The 13,840-nt window shown below is 67.3% G+C and carries 15 protein-coding genes; 11 read left to right on the top strand and 4 right to left on the bottom strand.

All coding sequences use genetic code 11. The features are described 5' to 3' along the window. Nucleotides 1-8 precede the first annotated feature (8 nt). The 3 genes from ACRDNQ_RS10140 to ACRDNQ_RS10150 all read left to right on the top strand — a co-directional run bounded on the left by ACRDNQ_RS10140 (nt 9) and on the right by ACRDNQ_RS10150 (nt 3,292). On the top strand, nt 9-1,010 hold the full coding sequence (locus tag ACRDNQ_RS10140; RefSeq protein ID WP_431828525.1) for an ABC transporter permease: 1,002 nt from the start codon (nt 9-11) through the stop codon (nt 1,008-1,010). Further along, the gene (locus ACRDNQ_RS10145) at nt 1,007-2,509 is read left to right on the top strand and encodes a sugar ABC transporter ATP-binding protein (protein ID WP_431828526.1); all 1,503 of its coding nucleotides are present in this window, start codon (nt 1,007-1,009) and stop codon (nt 2,507-2,509) included. The genes ACRDNQ_RS10140 and ACRDNQ_RS10145 overlap by 4 nt, the downstream gene beginning before the upstream one ends. 81 nt (nt 2,510-2,590) lie before the next feature. After that, nucleotides 2,591-3,292 (top strand): ThuA domain-containing protein, encoded by a 702-nt coding sequence (locus ACRDNQ_RS10150; RefSeq protein ID WP_431828527.1) that lies wholly within the window; start codon nt 2,591-2,593, stop codon nt 3,290-3,292. A gap of 7 nt (nt 3,293-3,299) precedes the next feature. Here ACRDNQ_RS10150 and ACRDNQ_RS10155 read toward each other — a convergent pair whose 3' ends face one another. Beyond that, complete coding sequence (locus tag ACRDNQ_RS10155; RefSeq protein ID WP_431828528.1) at nt 3,300-4,031, bottom strand: heparan-alpha-glucosaminide N-acetyltransferase; 732 nt, start codon at nt 4,029-4,031, stop codon at nt 3,300-3,302. A gap of 326 nt (nt 4,032-4,357) precedes the next feature. On the opposite strand from ACRDNQ_RS10155, the gene ACRDNQ_RS10160 reads away from it, so the two are divergent. The 5 genes from ACRDNQ_RS10160 (at nt 4,358) to ACRDNQ_RS10180 (ending at nt 8,253) form a co-directional block, all read left to right on the top strand. Then, nucleotides 4,358-4,816 (top strand): hypothetical protein, encoded by a 459-nt coding sequence (locus ACRDNQ_RS10160; RefSeq protein WP_431828529.1) that lies wholly within the window; start codon nt 4,358-4,360, stop codon nt 4,814-4,816. 111 nt (nt 4,817-4,927) lie between these two features. Further along, nucleotides 4,928-5,548, top strand: a complete 621-nt coding sequence (gene rpsD, locus ACRDNQ_RS10165) for a 30S ribosomal protein S4 (RefSeq protein ID WP_431828530.1) — start codon at nt 4,928-4,930, stop codon at nt 5,546-5,548. A 124-nt stretch (nt 5,549-5,672) separates the two neighbouring features. Then, nucleotides 5,673-6,761, top strand: a complete 1,089-nt coding sequence (gene hisC / locus ACRDNQ_RS10170) for a histidinol-phosphate transaminase (protein WP_431828531.1) — start codon at nt 5,673-5,675, stop codon at nt 6,759-6,761. Then, complete coding sequence (locus ACRDNQ_RS10175) at nt 6,758-7,678, top strand: prephenate/arogenate dehydrogenase family protein (RefSeq protein ID WP_431828532.1); 921 nt, start codon at nt 6,758-6,760, stop codon at nt 7,676-7,678. The genes hisC and ACRDNQ_RS10175 overlap by 4 nt, the downstream gene beginning before the upstream one ends. Continuing rightward, nucleotides 7,675-8,253, top strand: coding sequence for an extensin-like domain-containing protein (locus tag ACRDNQ_RS10180; RefSeq protein WP_431828533.1), 579 nt, complete (start codon nt 7,675-7,677; stop codon nt 8,251-8,253). The genes ACRDNQ_RS10175 and ACRDNQ_RS10180 overlap by 4 nt, the downstream gene beginning before the upstream one ends. On the opposite strand, the gene ACRDNQ_RS10185 is transcribed toward ACRDNQ_RS10180, so the two are convergent. Beyond that, the gene (locus ACRDNQ_RS10185; RefSeq protein ID WP_431828534.1) at nt 8,250-9,251 is read right to left on the bottom strand and encodes a DUF2125 domain-containing protein; all 1,002 of its coding nucleotides are present in this window, start codon (nt 9,249-9,251) and stop codon (nt 8,250-8,252) included. The two genes, ACRDNQ_RS10180 and ACRDNQ_RS10185, sit on opposite strands and share 4 nt — an antisense overlap. Before the next feature lie 73 nt (nt 9,252-9,324). On the opposite strand from ACRDNQ_RS10185, the gene ACRDNQ_RS10190 reads away from it, so the two are divergent. The 3 genes from ACRDNQ_RS10190 (at nt 9,325) to ACRDNQ_RS10200 (ending at nt 12,983) form a co-directional block, all read left to right on the top strand. Next, nucleotides 9,325-9,864 carry a gamma-glutamylcyclotransferase gene (locus ACRDNQ_RS10190; protein ID WP_431829111.1) on the top strand — a complete coding sequence of 180 codons (540 nt, stop codon included), beginning with the start codon at nt 9,325-9,327 and terminating at the stop codon, nt 9,862-9,864. Between the two features lie 77 nt (nt 9,865-9,941). After that, nucleotides 9,942-11,141 carry a biopolymer transporter ExbB gene (locus tag ACRDNQ_RS10195; protein WP_431828535.1) on the top strand — a complete coding sequence of 400 codons (1,200 nt, stop codon included), beginning with the start codon at nt 9,942-9,944 and terminating at the stop codon, nt 11,139-11,141. A gap of 3 nt (nt 11,142-11,144) precedes the next feature. Beyond that, a complete protein-coding gene (locus ACRDNQ_RS10200; protein ID WP_431828536.1) occupies nt 11,145-12,983 on the top strand; it encodes a peptidoglycan -binding protein in 1,839 nt (612 codons plus the stop codon). A gap of 4 nt (nt 12,984-12,987) precedes the next feature. Here ACRDNQ_RS10200 and ACRDNQ_RS10205 read toward each other — a convergent pair whose 3' ends face one another. Then, on the bottom strand, nt 12,988-13,452 hold the full coding sequence (locus tag ACRDNQ_RS10205; RefSeq protein ID WP_431828537.1) for a hypothetical protein: 465 nt from the start codon (nt 13,450-13,452) through the stop codon (nt 12,988-12,990). Continuing rightward, nucleotides 13,449-13,751: a hypothetical protein gene (locus tag ACRDNQ_RS10210; RefSeq protein WP_431828538.1), complete on the bottom strand. Its 303-nt coding sequence runs from the start codon at nt 13,749-13,751 to the stop codon at nt 13,449-13,451. The genes ACRDNQ_RS10205 and ACRDNQ_RS10210 overlap by 4 nt, the downstream gene beginning before the upstream one ends. Nucleotides 13,752-13,840 lie beyond the last annotated feature (89 nt).

Consider the following 13,840-nt stretch of genomic DNA (forward strand, 5'->3'; position numbering starts at 1 on the left):
GGGCGGGCATGGCACCGGGAACACTCAGCGGCTTTCTCAAGCGCGGCGCGATCTGGGGTTTCATCGTGTTCGAGTTGATCTTCTTCTCGGTCGCGGGCGAATTCCTGTCGCTCTCGGGCAAGGCCTTCATGGACTTCGACAACATGCTGCTGCTTCTCAAGCAGTCGGCGCCCATTGGCATCATCGCGATGGGGATGACCATCATCATGATTAACGGCAACATCGACCTCAGCGTCGGCGCCATCTACGCACTGAGCGCGGTGATCCTTCTCGACAGCATGACATGGCCGATCTTCGCGGGGCTGGGCGACTGGGTCATCCCGGTGGCCTGGGCGCTGGCGCTTCTGACCGGCGCTGCGCTGGGCGCGCTGAACGGGCTGATCGTCTGGAAGACCGGGGTCGATGCCTTCATCGTCACGCTCGGGGCGATGCTGGGCTATCGTGGCCTTGTGTTCATGTACAACGGCGAACAGCCCACCTCGCATCTGAACTGGACGCTGGTCGACTTCGCCGAGGCGCAGTTCCTTGGCCTTCACACGGCAACCTGGTTCCTTCTGGGTGTGACGGCCGTGATCTGGTTCGTGATGAACCGCACCATTCATGGCCGGAACGCCTATGCCATCGGCGACAACCGCCAGGCAGCGGTGAACGCGGGCATCCGGGTCGGGCCGCACATGATGATCAACTTCGTGATCATCGGCTTTCTCGCGGCGCTGTCGGCCGTGGTGTTCTATTCCGAAAGCGGATCGGTCAACCCCAATGACGGCGAGCTCTACGAGCTTTGGGTGATCACGGCCGTGGTTCTGGGCGGCACGAAGCTGACCGGCGGGTCGGGCTCGATCCTGTCGACGCTTGGCGGGGTGCTGGCGATCCAGCTTCTGCGCAAGGGCCTTGGCCATATCGGCGCGGACACCGAGACGGTGAACCTTGTCATCGGCCTGATCCTGATCGCGGTCCTGTTCCTTGACCGCCAGCTGAACCTCAAGGGCAAGGAGGCGCTCAGGATATGAAACCTGCCCTCAGGCTTGAACACATCACCAAGACCTTTCCGGGCGTGCGCGCGCTTGACGACGTGTCCTTCTCGGTCCTGCCGGGCGAGGTGCACGCCCTGATGGGCGAGAACGGCGCGGGCAAGTCGACCTTGATGAAGGTTCTGGGCGGCATCTACCAGCCCGACGACGGGCGCATCTTCGTTGGCGAGACCCCTGTCGTGATGACGTCGCCCTTGCATGCGAAGGCCAAGGGGATCGTCTTCATCCACCAGGAACTGAGCCTGGCCGAGGAACTGACGGTGGCCGAGAACGTCTATCTGGGCGAGTTGCCGCGCAAGTCCTTCGGCCGGGTCGACTGGACACGGCTTTACGCCAGCACCGACGAGATCCTGAAGCGGCTCAAGGTCGGCTTCGACGCCCGCACCCGGGTGGGCGACCTGTCGATCGCGAACCAGCAGATGGTCGAGATCGCCCGCGCCCTGACGCACGAGGCTAAGGCCGTGATCTTCGACGAACCGACGGCTTCGCTGACCGATGCCGAGAAGGTGGTGCTGTTCGACGTGATCGCCGACCTCAAGTCGCACGGGGTCGGGATCATCTACATCTCGCACCGCATGGAAGAGATCTTTCGCATCACCGACCGGGTGTCGGTTCTGCGCGACGGGCAGCACAGCGGCACCCTGAATACCGCCGAGACCAACGAGGACGAAGTCACGCAGCTGATGATCGGCCGCAAGCTCGATCTCAGCCGGCTGGCGCAGCACGGCGAGCTTGGCGATGTCGCGCTCGAGGTCCGGGGATTGTCCTGCGGACAGCTCTACACCGACGTCAGTTTCGAGGTCCGGCGGGGAGAGGTGGTGGGGTTCTATGGCCTTGTCGGCGCCGGCCGGACCGAGATCGCAGAGACGTTGTTCGGACTGCGCGCACCGAGTGCGGGCAAGATCCTGATCGACGGGGCCGAGGTGCGCATCCACTCGCCCGCCGACGCCATCGCGCACGGCATCTCGCTGGTCCCCGAGGACCGCAAGGGGCAGGGGCTTGTCCTTGGCATGAACTGCCGGGACAACATGACCCTTCCGCAGGTCGACGATCTGAAAGCCGGCCCCTTCGTCGCCGAAGGCGCCGAGATCGCGATCTTCGACCAGTATCGCGACAGGCTCGATATCCGCACGCCGGGCTGGAAGCAGCTTGTCGGGAATCTTTCCGGCGGCAACCAGCAGAAGATCGTGATCGCCAAGTGGCTTGCGATGCGGCCCAACGTCCTGATCGTGGACGAGCCTACCCGCGGGATCGATGTCGGCTCGAAGGCCGAGATCCACAACCTGATCCGCGAACTGGCCGGGCAGGGTTATGCGGTGATCGTCATCAGCTCCGAGATGCCCGAGGTGCTGCACGTCAGCGACCGCATCGTCGCCATGTATCACGGCGAACTGATCCGTACCTTCACCGCCGAAGAAGTGACCGAGGACAGTCTTGTCCAGGCGATCTCCGGGATCAGGGGGGATCGCGCGGCCTGAGACCATCCCGCGAAGACGGCGATCGCCGGGGGTGTCGCGCCCCCGGGCAGACAGGATTTACCCTCTGGAAAGGGAGCGCACATGAAGGCAGCACTGTTCGTCGGCGGCTGGGAAGGCCACAGCCCGACCGATTTCTCGGATTGGTGCGCCGCGCTTCTGCGCGCCAATGGCGCCGAGGTCGAGGTGCATGACACCCTCGCGCCACTGGCACGCCCCGATGCAATGCGCGACGTCGACCTGATCGTGCCGATCTGGTCGTCGGCCCGCTCGGCCCACCGGCCCGAGTTCGGCAACATGACGAAGCCGGAAGAGGACGGACTTCTCGATCTCGTGGGACAGGGCTGCGGGATCGCCGGATGGCACGGCCACATGGGCGACGCCTTCCGTGACCGCCCGACCTATCACTTTCTCATCGGCGGCCAGTTCGTCGCCCATCCCCCGGGCTGGCCGGACAACCCGGTGCCGTCGGACGACTTCGTGGACTACGACGTCACGATCACCCGACCCGACCACCCGATCGTCGCCGGCATCGACAGCTTCCGGATGTTCTCCGAACAGTACTACATGCTTGTCGATCCGTCGAACGAGGTGCTCGCCACCACCACCTTCTCGGGCGAGCATCTGTGGTGGATCGAGGGCACGACGATCCCCGTCGCCTGGACGCGCCGTTGGGACCAGGGTCGGGTCTTCTACTGCTCGATCGGCCACACGCTTGACGATCTGAAGGTCCCGCAGGTGACCGAGATCGTCCGCCGCGGGATGCTTTGGGCGGCGCGGGACTAGCTGCGCGTCAGGCCACGATCCTCAGCCAGGCGACGAGGCCGGCGATCAGGACCGGCTGGTGAAGAAGATAGATCGCAAGGCTGTGCCGCCCGGGCCAGCCAAGCGCCCTGCCAACCCGGCCCCGCGCCACGCCGAGCAGCCGCCCCCACAGACCAAGGTTCATGCCCAGCCGCGCCGCCGCCACGCCCAGAAGCAAAGCCCCTGCCCAGGGAAAGACCGGTTCGAAGTCGAGCGTGAGAGGCGTGCGTTCTGCCAGGCCGATCCAGATCAGCCAGGGTGGGTCGAAGACGGGCGAGGTCGCGACGCGAGGGGCGAACAGGAACACGGCCGCGGCGGCAAGGGCTGCCCAGGCGGGGGCGCGCACGAAGGCAAGGCCGATCACGCTGGCCACCGCGATCGAATGCAGGATGCCGAAGAAGATGAAGCTTTCCCGCATCGCGACATAGGTCGCCACGGTCACCAGAAGCGCCGCCCCCGACAGCACCGCAAGACGGCGCAGGAAGGCGCGCCAGCGGATGCCGTCGCCATGGGCAAGGGTCAGGCTGACGCCGGCAAGAAACAGGAAGCTTCCCGCCACCACGCGCGCAAACAGCGCCCAGCCGCCGGTCAGGGTGGTGCCCGGGGCGATCAGGCCGAACATCTCGAGATCGCGGACAAAATGGAACAGGATCATCCCGGCCAGAGCAAGGCTGCGCGCGATGTCCACGGCGACGATCCGCGGCGGATGCGGGGCGGACATGGCCGGCGTCATCCCGGAGCCCGGCCGTGTGCCGCCCAAGTGCGCGAACCGGCCCGCCTTGCGGCAAGCACCGTGGCGGGAGTCCCGTGCCGGGTGTCCTGTCGCATCGCCCATTGTCCCCGATCCTGCCCGTTTCCGCCTGCGCCGTGTCCCGGCCGGACCCCGCGCGCCCATCCTAGTCGGCGCGCAGGGGCGCGGGGAACCGAGGAAATACGTCACGCAGCAGAAGATTGTTAATTTTCAGTTAACAAATCTGTTTCCTCGGGGGCCACCGGTTTGCTAGATTGCCGACAAGAGCAAGAAACAACTCGGGGTGAGGGCAGACCATGACGTCTTCTGCGGACGCGCACCTTGTGGGGTGGTCGCAGACGCGCATCGATGCGCGGCGGCCCGGTCCCGTGGCCGATCTTCGCCCGGGCGCGATCTGGGAATGGCGCGGACGCGCGATTCCGTTGACCGCAGGGACAGGGGCCTTCGCTGACCACACGCTTCTTCTGGCCGCGATCCGCAAGGTGCTGCCCGCGGCGCGGTTCCGCGAAGGCCTCGACGCCGAGGCGCCGGTTCTCGATCGTTGCGTCACGCTTGTCCACGCCGCGGCGGTCTTCGAGGCGGTTCTGGTCGAACTGGCCGAACTGGCCCGCCCGCTGATCCTCTTCCGCGATGGCCTGCCGCCGCAGGGCGAGCCGTTGCGCGTGGCCGGCGCGGCGGACGCGCCGGGTCTGGCGCATGTCGCAAGCGACCCGGCCCGGTCCGCCCCGTTGACAGCCACCCGAATCCGCGTATAACCCGCGCCTTCATTGGTGTTGGTGGCCCCCGCAAGGGGATGCCTGTCGCCCGTGCGCCGGCAACGGCCCGGGAAAGGACAACGCCCTTCGACAACTGAAGGAGATCAGACGGTGACCAAACGCACCTCTGCCAAGTACAAGATCGACCGCCGGATGGGCGAAAACATCTGGGGCCGCCCGAAATCCCCCGTCAACCGCCGTGAATACGGCCCCGGCCAGCACGGGCAGCGCCGCAAGGGCAAGCTGTCGGACTTCGGCACCCAGCTGCGCGCCAAGCAGAAGCTCAAGGGCTATTACGGCGACCTGACCGAAAAGCAGTTCCGCCGCATCTACGCCGACGCCGAGCGTCTCCGCGGCGACACCGGTGAGCTTCTCATCGGCCTGCTCGAGCGTCGCCTCGACGCCGTCGTCTATCGCGCCAAGTTCGTGCCGACGATCTTCGCGGCCCGCCAGTTCGTGAACCACGGCCATGTGCTGGTGAACGGCAAGCGGGTGAACATCCCCTCCTATCGCGTGAAGGAAGGCGATGTGATCTCGGTCCGCGACAAGTCGCGTCAGCTTGCCCTCGTCCTCGAGGCCGCGCAGCTGGCCGAGCGCGACGTGCCCGACTACCTTGAGGTCGACCATTCCAAGATGGTCGCCACCTTCGTGCGCACCCCCGGCCTGTCGGACGTGCCCTATGCGGTGGTGATGGAGCCGAACCTCGTCATCGAATACTACGCGCAGAACTGATCGATCAGCCGCGCGATATTCGGGCCGCGACGGGGAACCGCCGCGGCCTTTTTCTTTGTCTGCAATGGCTCTGGCCATGGGCGGCACCCGCCGCTAGAACACGCCCACTTGAGGACGGGCACGGATGACGCATCAGCTTCGCCCCCAGCCGGGGATCATGGACATCGCGCTTTATCAGGGCGGCGCCAGCAAGGCGGACGGCTTTGACGAGGTGTTGAAACTCTCGTCGAACGAAAACCCCTTCGGCCCCTCGCCACGGGCCGTGGCCGCCTTCCGCGACACCGCGGCGACGCTGCACCGCTATCCCTCGACCGACCACGCCGGCCTGCGCGCGGCCATCGCCGAGGTTCACGGCCTCGACCCCGCGCGCATCATCTGCGGCGCGGGCTCGGACGAGGTGATCACCTTCCTCTGCCAGACCTACGCCGGCCTAGGCGACGAGGTCATTCACACCGAACACGGCTTTGCGATGTATCGCATATCGGCCCTGGCCGCCGGCGCGACCCCGGTCGAGGTGGCGGAACGGGACCGGGTGGTGGATGTGGACCTGATCCTTGGCGCGGTGACCGACCGCACGCGCCTGATCTTCATCGCCAATCCGGCGAACCCCACCGGCACGATGATCCCGCTGTCCGAGGTCGAACGCCTTGCCGACGCGCTTCCGCCTCATGTCCTTCTCGTGCTCGACGGGGCCTATGCCGAATACGCCCCGGGCTATGACGGCGGCGCCGCCCTGATCGAGGCGCGCGAGACGGTGGTAATGACGCGCACCTTCTCGAAGCTTTACGGCCTTGGCGGGCTGCGCATCGGCTGGGGCTATGGCCCGGCCCATGTGATCGACGCGCTCAACCGGGTGCGCGGCCCCTTCAACCTCAGCCAGACCCAGCAGGACGCGGCAATGGCCGCCGTGCGCGATCGCGCTTATGCGGACTTCTGCCTTCTGCAGAACGCCGAACAGCGGGCGCGCCTGCGCGGGGCGCTGGCGCAGTTGGGCTTTCCCTCGGACGAAAGCTTCGCGAACTTCCTGCTGATCCATTTCGCCGACCAGGCATGTGCCGAGGCGGCCGAGGCCTTTCTCCGCGCCCGCGGCATCCTTGTCCGCAAGGTGGCCGGCTACAAGTTGCCCGCGCACCTGCGCATCACCGTCGGTCGCCCCGAGGACTGCGACCGCGTCATCGCCGCCGTCTCGGACTTCGCCGAGGTCACCCGATGACCGTTCTCTACAACCGCGTGGCCCTGGTCGGGCTTGGCCTCATCGCCTCGTCCATGGCGCACGCCATGCGCCGGGGTGGGCTTGCGGGCGAGATCGTGGGCACCGCCCGCAGCGCCGAAACGCGCAAGGTCGCCGCTGAGCTGGGCTTTTGCGACCGGATCGTGCCGACCGCCGCCGAGGCGGTAGACGGCGCCGACCTTGTCGTGCTGGCCGTGCCGGTCGGAGCGATGGGGACGATCGCCGAAGAGATCGGTCCGCATCTGGCGCCCGGCGCAACGCTGACCGATGTCGGCTCGGTCAAGCGGGCGGTGGTCGATGCGGTGGCCCCCCACGTGCCCGAGGGCGTCACGTTCATCCCCGGTCACCCGCTGGCCGGGACGGAACACTCCGGCCCGGCATCCGGATTCGCCGAACTGTTCGAGAACCGCTGGTGCCTGCTCCTGCCGCCCGAGGATGCCGATCCCGCAAAGGTCGACCGTCTTGCCGCGCTTTGGCGCGCGATGGGGTCGAACGTCGATTTCATGGATATCGAGCGTCATGATCTGGTGCTCGCCGTGACCAGTCACGCGCCGCACCTCATCGCCTACACGATGGTGGGCGTGGCCGACGACCTGCGCCGCGTGACCGACCAGGAGGTCATCAAGTATTCGGCGGCCGGTTTCCGCGACTTCACCCGCATTGCCGCCTCGGACCCGACGATGTGGCGCGACGTGTTTCTCAACAACAAGGACGCCACCCTCGAGATCCTCGGCCGCTTCACCGAGGAACTCTTCGCCCTTCAGCGCGCGATCCGCACCGGCGACGGCGACCTGCTGTTCGACTATTTCACCCGCACCCGCGCGATCCGCCGCAGCATCGTCGAAGCGGGGCAGGATACGGCCGCGCCGGACTTCGGTCGGGTCGGGACCAAGCGGTGAGGCGCGTCGCGGGCATCCTTGCGCTTCTGGCGCTGGCGGCGTGCGGCGGCGAGGACCGTCGCGGCCTGTGCGGCGTTCCGGGCCTTGAAGGCGAGCGCATCCCGGACGTCGAAGGGCCCGGCGTCTGCGGCATCGAGGATCCGGTGATGGTCACCCGGGTGGCGGGCGTCGACCTCAGCACGCCCACGCGCATGACCTGCGAAACGGCCTCGGCACTGGACGTTTTCGTGCGGACCGGAGCGAAACCGGTCCTGTCGTCGAAGGGCGGGGGGCTCGAGCGTTTGCAGGTCGCCGCCGGATATGCCTGCCGCACCCGCAACTCGCGGCCTGGGGCCCGCGTGTCCGAACACGCCAAGGGCCGTGCCATCGACATCTCCGCCTTCGTGCTGCGCGACGGCAGCACGCTGACCGTCGAGGACGACTGGCGCAGCGCGAACGCGCAAACCATGAAGCGCCTGCATGGCGCCGCCTGCGGGCCCTTCGGAACCGTGCTTGGACCCGAAAGCGACCCGTTCCACCAGGATCACTTCCATTTCGACGTCGCCCGCCAACGCAGCGGGCCCTACTGCCGCTAGCGCAGGACGATCCGCGGCGCGGGGCCCAGCGGGATCGGCCCAAGGGTGACCAGCCCGCCGCGGAAGGTCAGCGGGACGTCAAGCGTCTCGGACGGACCCGACAGGCGGGCGAGAAAGCCCAGCCCACGCTCAAGCCCCGAGCGGACCGAAGGCGGGATCGCCCCCGCCGCTTCCGCGACGGCCAGCATCTCGCTCCAGTTCGTGGCTTTCACGATCACCTCGCCCTCTGGCGTGCCGTCCGGGGCGACCGTCACGGCGCCTGCGGCCCGCAGGTCAAGCTGGCCCCAGGTCGCGCGCATGTGGTCGATCCGGATCGCGGTGATCTGCGGCCGGCCCTCCTCGATCGCGAAGCGGTCCCAGGGTGCATCGAAATCCACCCATGCCTGAAGGCGCAGCCCATCGATCCGTTCCGACAGCATCCGCGCGGGGTCGAGGCGGCCGCGCACCGTCTCGGCAAGGCGCAGGCCCGAGGCTTCGAACAGGATGTCATGGGCGTCGGCGGCCTCGTCCGACCGGGAGGTGCGCAGCACACCCGACTCGAGCGATGCCGACCAGCCCAGCGTCGATGTCAGCGCGATTGTCTCAAGCCCGATATCCGACGAGCGAAGTTCAAGCGCGGTGTTCGGTGCAAAACCGATGCGGCCCTGCATCCGGTCCGACGTGATCTCGATCCGTTCAAGCGGGGTCGCCACGGTCTGCTGCGCCGGCCAGATCGCCGTGATCTCGTTTGGGCGGGCGCTTTTCGCGGTGAAGCGGAAATCGGGGGCGGTCCAGGCCACGCCGGTCGCGGGATCGGCCAGTTCGACATCACGGACCACGGTTTCGAACCGGAGGGGAAACCCGGTGACGGCCACGTCATCGTAGTTCGCGACCCAGCCTTCGCGGCCGCGCGCGTCGATCCATCCGGTCAACGCGCGATCCAGCACCAATGCCCCGATGAACCAGTATCCAACCCAGAGGAGGCCAAGAAAGACGGGGATCAGAAGTAGTTTTCGCATTGCACGCTCTGGAAGCCGGGGCCGTTTCGGGTTCTATAGCCGCGCGATGAAAAGGACCAGCGCGATGGTGGATATGCCTCTTTGGGTGTTTGGATACGGCTCGCTGGTGTGGAACCCGGGCTTCGATCACGAGGATCGGGTGCTGGCCATGCTGCCCGGCTATGCGCGCACCTTCTGCATGCGGTCGATCCACCACCGGGGCACCGACGAAAGGCCCGGCCTTGTGCTGGCACTTGACCGGGCGCAGGGCGCGGCCTGCCGCGGCGTCGCCTTTCGCGTGCCGGCCGTCCGCGCCGCGGCGACCCTCGAGTATCTTCGCGAACGCGAACTGATCTCGTCGGCCTATCTCGAGGAAGTCCACCCGATCACGCTTGACCACGGGCCGACGGTCGAGGCCGTGACCTATGTCGTCGACACCGCCCATGTGCAGTATTGCGGCGGACTGCCGCTGGAAACCCAGGCGCAGATCATCGCGCGGGCTGTGGGCGGGCGGGGGCCGAACACCGAATACCTCTACAATACGGCCGCCCATCTGGCCGAGCTTGGGATCGAGGATGCCGACCTCGACTGGCTCGTCGCGCGCGTCCGCGCGATTGCCGGCGAGCAGGGGTAAGCCACAGCGCAAATCGGCGTTGGCCTTTCCCGCCGTTGCCCCTATTCTGCGGCAAAATCCAGCGACGGAGACCCCTGATGGGCAAGCCGGGTCGCGAGGCCGAGCCGCAGTTCACCCAACCGGTGAGACAGATCGTGACGATGATCATCGTCCTGATCCTTGTCGGCATCGGCGCCTATATCGCCTTTCCAAGCGTTGCGCCGGTCTTCCTTGCCAACCCCTGGCTCAACGGGTTCATCGGCTTCGTCTTCGTCATCGGCGTCTTCGCCTGCTTCTGGCAGGTCTGGCAGCTGTTCACCTCGGTCGGTTGGCTCGAGGGGTTCGTCGCCGACCGACCCGGACACGAACTGACCCGCGCGCCCCGGCTGCTTGCCCCGCTTGCGTCCCTTCTGCGGTCACGCGGGGCGCGGATGCAGATCGGCGCGTCCTCGGCGCGCTCGATCCTCGATTCCGTCGCCACCCGCATCGACGAGGCGCGCGACATCACGCGATACATCGTCAACCTTCTGATCTTCCTGGGGCTTCTGGGCACGTTCTACGGGCTTGCCACGACCGTGCCCGCGGTGGTCGAAACCATCCGTTCGCTTGCCCCGCGCGAGGGCGAAGCCGGGATCGAGGTGTTCAACCGCCTGATGACCGGGCTCGAGGCGCAGTTGGGCGGCATGGGCGTGGCGTTCTCGTCCTCGCTTCTGGGGTTGGCGGGGTCGCTTGTCGTGGGCCTGCTCGAACTGTTCGCCAGCCACGGGCAGAACCGCTTCTATCGCGAGCTTGAAGAATGGCTTTCGACCATCACGCGGCTGGGCTTTGCCGCCGGCGACAGCGAGGGCGTGTCAGATCAGGGCGCGATCGTCGCCCTGGCCGAACATATGGCCGAACGCATGGATGCCATCCAGGCGCTTCTGGCGCAGGCCGGGGCCGGCGCCGCGGATGGCGAGCGGATGGACCGTCTGGCCGCATCGCTCGAGGCGCTGGGTGAACGGCTGGCGGCCTCTGGCACGTCCGAAGCGGCGCTGGCGGGCCTTGTCGCAAGTCAGGAGCGGCTGGCCGCCGCGCTTGAACGACAGGCGAATGAAGGCGGCGCACATGTCGACGCCGAAAGCCGCATGCGCCTGCGGTCGATGGATGTGCAACTTCTGCGCATCCTCGAAGAGATGTCGGCCGGCCGTCAGGAATCTCTGGCGGAACTGCGCGCCGACCTTGCCCAGTTGACCAAGGCCGTGCGGGCGCTGCGCCCGGACGCTGCGCCCGCGCGCATCAGCTCGCCCGGCCGGGACTAGGCCATGGCCCTGAGCCGGCGATCGGTGCAGCGGATGAGCGGGTCGATCTGGCCCGGGTTCGTCGACGCGATCACGGCCCTTCTGATGGTCATGATGTTCGTCCTGACGATCTTCATGGTCGTTCAATACGTGCTGCGCGAAACCATCTCGGGACAGGAAGACGCTCTTGAGCAGTTGAACGCCGAGATCAACATCCTTGCCGAGGCGCTGGGCCTGGAACAGCAGACGGTCGCCAATCTGGAAGACGACCTCGGCGCCACCCGGGCCGAGGTCAACCGCCAGTCCACGCTGATCGCCAACCTGACTCAGCAAGTCGACGCGCAGTCCACAGAACTCGCGGACCGTGCCGCCCGCATCGCGTCCTTCGAGGAACAGGTCGCCTCGCTTCTGGCGGAACGCGACACGGCGCTGGCCGAAGGCGCGGCCCTCGAAGGCGAGCGGGACAGGCTGATCTCGGAACAGGAGGCGCTGCAGCTGGCCCTGGCGCAGGCCCGCACAGAAGTCGACGCCCAGACCGAGGCTGCCCGCCTTGCCGCCGCCCGCCGCGATGCGCTTGAAGCGCTGGCGGCCGATCTGCGCGCGCGGCTGGTCGAGACGACCAACACCCTGACGGCCACGCGCGCCGATCTTGATGCCGCGGCCGCCGCCCTGTCGGACGAGGAAGCGGCGCGCCTGGCCGAGGCCGCGGCGGCCGAAGCCCTGCGCGAGCGCCTGCGCAACGCCGACACCGAACTGACCGCGATGACCCTGGCACTCGAAGAACAAAGACGGCAGGCAGAAGAGACACTGACGCTTCTGGCCGCGGCGCAATCGGTCGAGGACGAGTTGAACCGGCGCCTTGCCGATGCCCTTGCCACCGTCGAGGCGCGCCAGGCAGACGACGCCGCCCTTGCCCGACAGATCGCGACGCTTGAACTCGAACGCGACGCGCTGGCAGCGCGTGTCGAAGAATTGCAGGGCGCGCCCGACAGCACGCAAAGCCTGCGCGATCAGCTTGCCGCCGCCCTTGCCGCGCGGCTTGCCGCCGAGAACGCCGCCGCCGCACAGATGACCGAGGCCGAGCGACAGGCGGCCCTTCTGTCGGCCGCCAATGCCGCGCTGGCCGACGAAGAGGCGCAGTCGGCCGAGGCCCAACGGCAGGTCGCGCTGCTGAACGAACAGGTCGCCGCACTGCGCGCGCGGCTTGGCTCGCTCCAGGCGCTGCTCGACGAGGCCGCCGCGCGGGACGAAACCGCCCAGGTCCAGATCGACACGCTGGGTTCGCAGCTCAACACGGCGCTTGCGCGCGTGGCCTCCGAGGAACGTCGCCGGCGCGAGCTTGAGGAAACCGAGCGCCTGCGCCTTGAGCAAGAAGCCGCCCGACTGGCGGCCGAGGCGCAGGAACTTGAACGTTACCGCTCGGACTTCTTCGGGGCCGTGCGCGAGGTGATCGAAGGCCGCGAAGGCGTGCAGATCGTGGGCGACCGTTTCGTCTTTTCGTCCGAGGTGCTGTTCGAAAGCGCCTCGGCCGACCTGTCGTTCGAGGGGCGCGAGCAGATTGCAGGCGTCGTGGCGATCCTGCGCGAGGTCGCCGACGAAATCCCCGCCAGCATCGACTGGATCCTGCGCGTCGACGGACATACCGACAACGTGCCGCTTCGGGGCGGGATCTATGCCGACAACTGGGAACTCAGCCAGGCCCGCGCCCTGTCGGTCGTGCGCTTCATGACCGATACGCTGGGTTTCCCGCCCGATCGCCTTGCGGCCACGGGCTTTGGTGAATACCGCCCGGTCAACACCGACGACACGTCAGAGGCACGGGCACAGAACCGGCGGATCGAGTTGAAGCTGACGGAACGCTAGGGCGCTATTTCTTCTTCCGCGCCTTCAGGACGGCGGCGATGATCGCGCCGGCAAGGCCCGGAAGCGCCGCCCCGAGGGGATCGCGCCGCACCGCGCCCAACATGCCGGCAAGGCCCTGCGCCTGCGCGGCGAGTCCGGTGATCTCGTCCTCGAGATCGGCCATTGCAAGGTCGCGCAGTTCCTCGGCCGCCGCCACGTCGCGGTCGGCGTTCATGCGGCTGGCGACCAGCATCAGAATGCCAGCAAGAACGAAGTTGCCCCCGGCCAGCCACGCCGCTGCCGCGGCCTGCGACATGGTCTCGGCCAGTTTGAAATAGATCGCGGCATTCGTCGCCAGCAGGCCCACGGCCCCGGCGACCCCGGCAATCGCCATCAGCCCCGTCTGCGCCCGCAGCACGGCAAACCGGCGCCGCGCGATCAGGCGTTCGCTTTTCAGAACGACCGAGGCATTGCGAACAAGGCGGCTCATCTCAGCCTCCCCAGCGCATATCCCACGACGAGGATGCCAAGCGCGGTCAGCAGGGGTTTTTCGTGCATCGCGCTTTCGATCTCGTCGGTCAGCTGCTTCGCAAGCCCTTCGAGGTCGGTTTCCCGCAGCGAGCCGACGAAATCCCGGATCGTCGAATGGGCCTCGTCTCCGGCGTCTTCGGCAGCCTCCTCGGTCAGGCCTTTCAACTGCGACAGCTCCTTGCGCAGGGCCGCCAGTTCCGCCTCCAGTTCCGCCTTCGTCGCCATCGTCATGCTCACCCGCTGGTCGGTTCCGATCATGTCGCAGCTTGGCTGTGCCGTCCATCCCCCGCCTTGAGCACTGTCAACGCGGCGAAAGAAAGCGTCGGGTGATGCTGCCGGGTCCAACC

Source organism: Saliniferula longa, from assembly GCF_050789285.1.
Lineage (GTDB): Bacteria > Pseudomonadota > Alphaproteobacteria > Rhodobacterales > Rhodobacteraceae > CAVPWP01.

What these genes read in the sequence shown, in the direction of transcription:
- ACRDNQ_RS10150 (WP_431828527.1), top strand. Translation starts at nt 2,591, where the DNA reads ATGAAGGCAGCACTGTTCGTCGGCGGCTGGGAAGGCCACAGCCCGACC.
- ACRDNQ_RS10155 (WP_431828528.1), bottom strand. Translation starts at nt 4,031, where the DNA reads ATGTCCGCCCCGCATCCGCCGCGGATCGTCGCCGTGGACATCGCGCGC.
- ACRDNQ_RS10190 (WP_431829111.1), top strand. Translation starts at nt 9,325, where the DNA reads ATGCCTCTTTGGGTGTTTGGATACGGCTCGCTGGTGTGGAACCCGGGC.
- ACRDNQ_RS10145 (WP_431828526.1), top strand. Translation starts at nt 1,007, where the DNA reads ATGAAACCTGCCCTCAGGCTTGAACACATCACCAAGACCTTTCCGGGC.
- ACRDNQ_RS10205 (WP_431828537.1), bottom strand. Translation starts at nt 13,452, where the DNA reads ATGAGCCGCCTTGTTCGCAATGCCTCGGTCGTTCTGAAAAGCGAACGC.
- ACRDNQ_RS10185 (WP_431828534.1), bottom strand. Translation starts at nt 9,251, where the DNA reads ATGCGAAAACTACTTCTGATCCCCGTCTTTCTTGGCCTCCTCTGGGTT.
- ACRDNQ_RS10160 (WP_431828529.1), top strand. Translation starts at nt 4,358, where the DNA reads ATGACGTCTTCTGCGGACGCGCACCTTGTGGGGTGGTCGCAGACGCGC.
- ACRDNQ_RS10195 (WP_431828535.1), top strand. Translation starts at nt 9,942, where the DNA reads ATGGGCAAGCCGGGTCGCGAGGCCGAGCCGCAGTTCACCCAACCGGTG.
- ACRDNQ_RS10200 (WP_431828536.1), top strand. Translation starts at nt 11,145, where the DNA reads ATGGCCCTGAGCCGGCGATCGGTGCAGCGGATGAGCGGGTCGATCTGG.
- ACRDNQ_RS10175 (WP_431828532.1), top strand. Translation starts at nt 6,758, where the DNA reads ATGACCGTTCTCTACAACCGCGTGGCCCTGGTCGGGCTTGGCCTCATC.
- hisC (WP_431828531.1), top strand. Translation starts at nt 5,673, where the DNA reads ATGACGCATCAGCTTCGCCCCCAGCCGGGGATCATGGACATCGCGCTT.
- ACRDNQ_RS10210 (WP_431828538.1), bottom strand. Translation starts at nt 13,751, where the DNA reads ATGATCGGAACCGACCAGCGGGTGAGCATGACGATGGCGACGAAGGCG.
- ACRDNQ_RS10140 (WP_431828525.1), top strand. Translation starts at nt 9, where the DNA reads ATGGCACCGGGAACACTCAGCGGCTTTCTCAAGCGCGGCGCGATCTGG.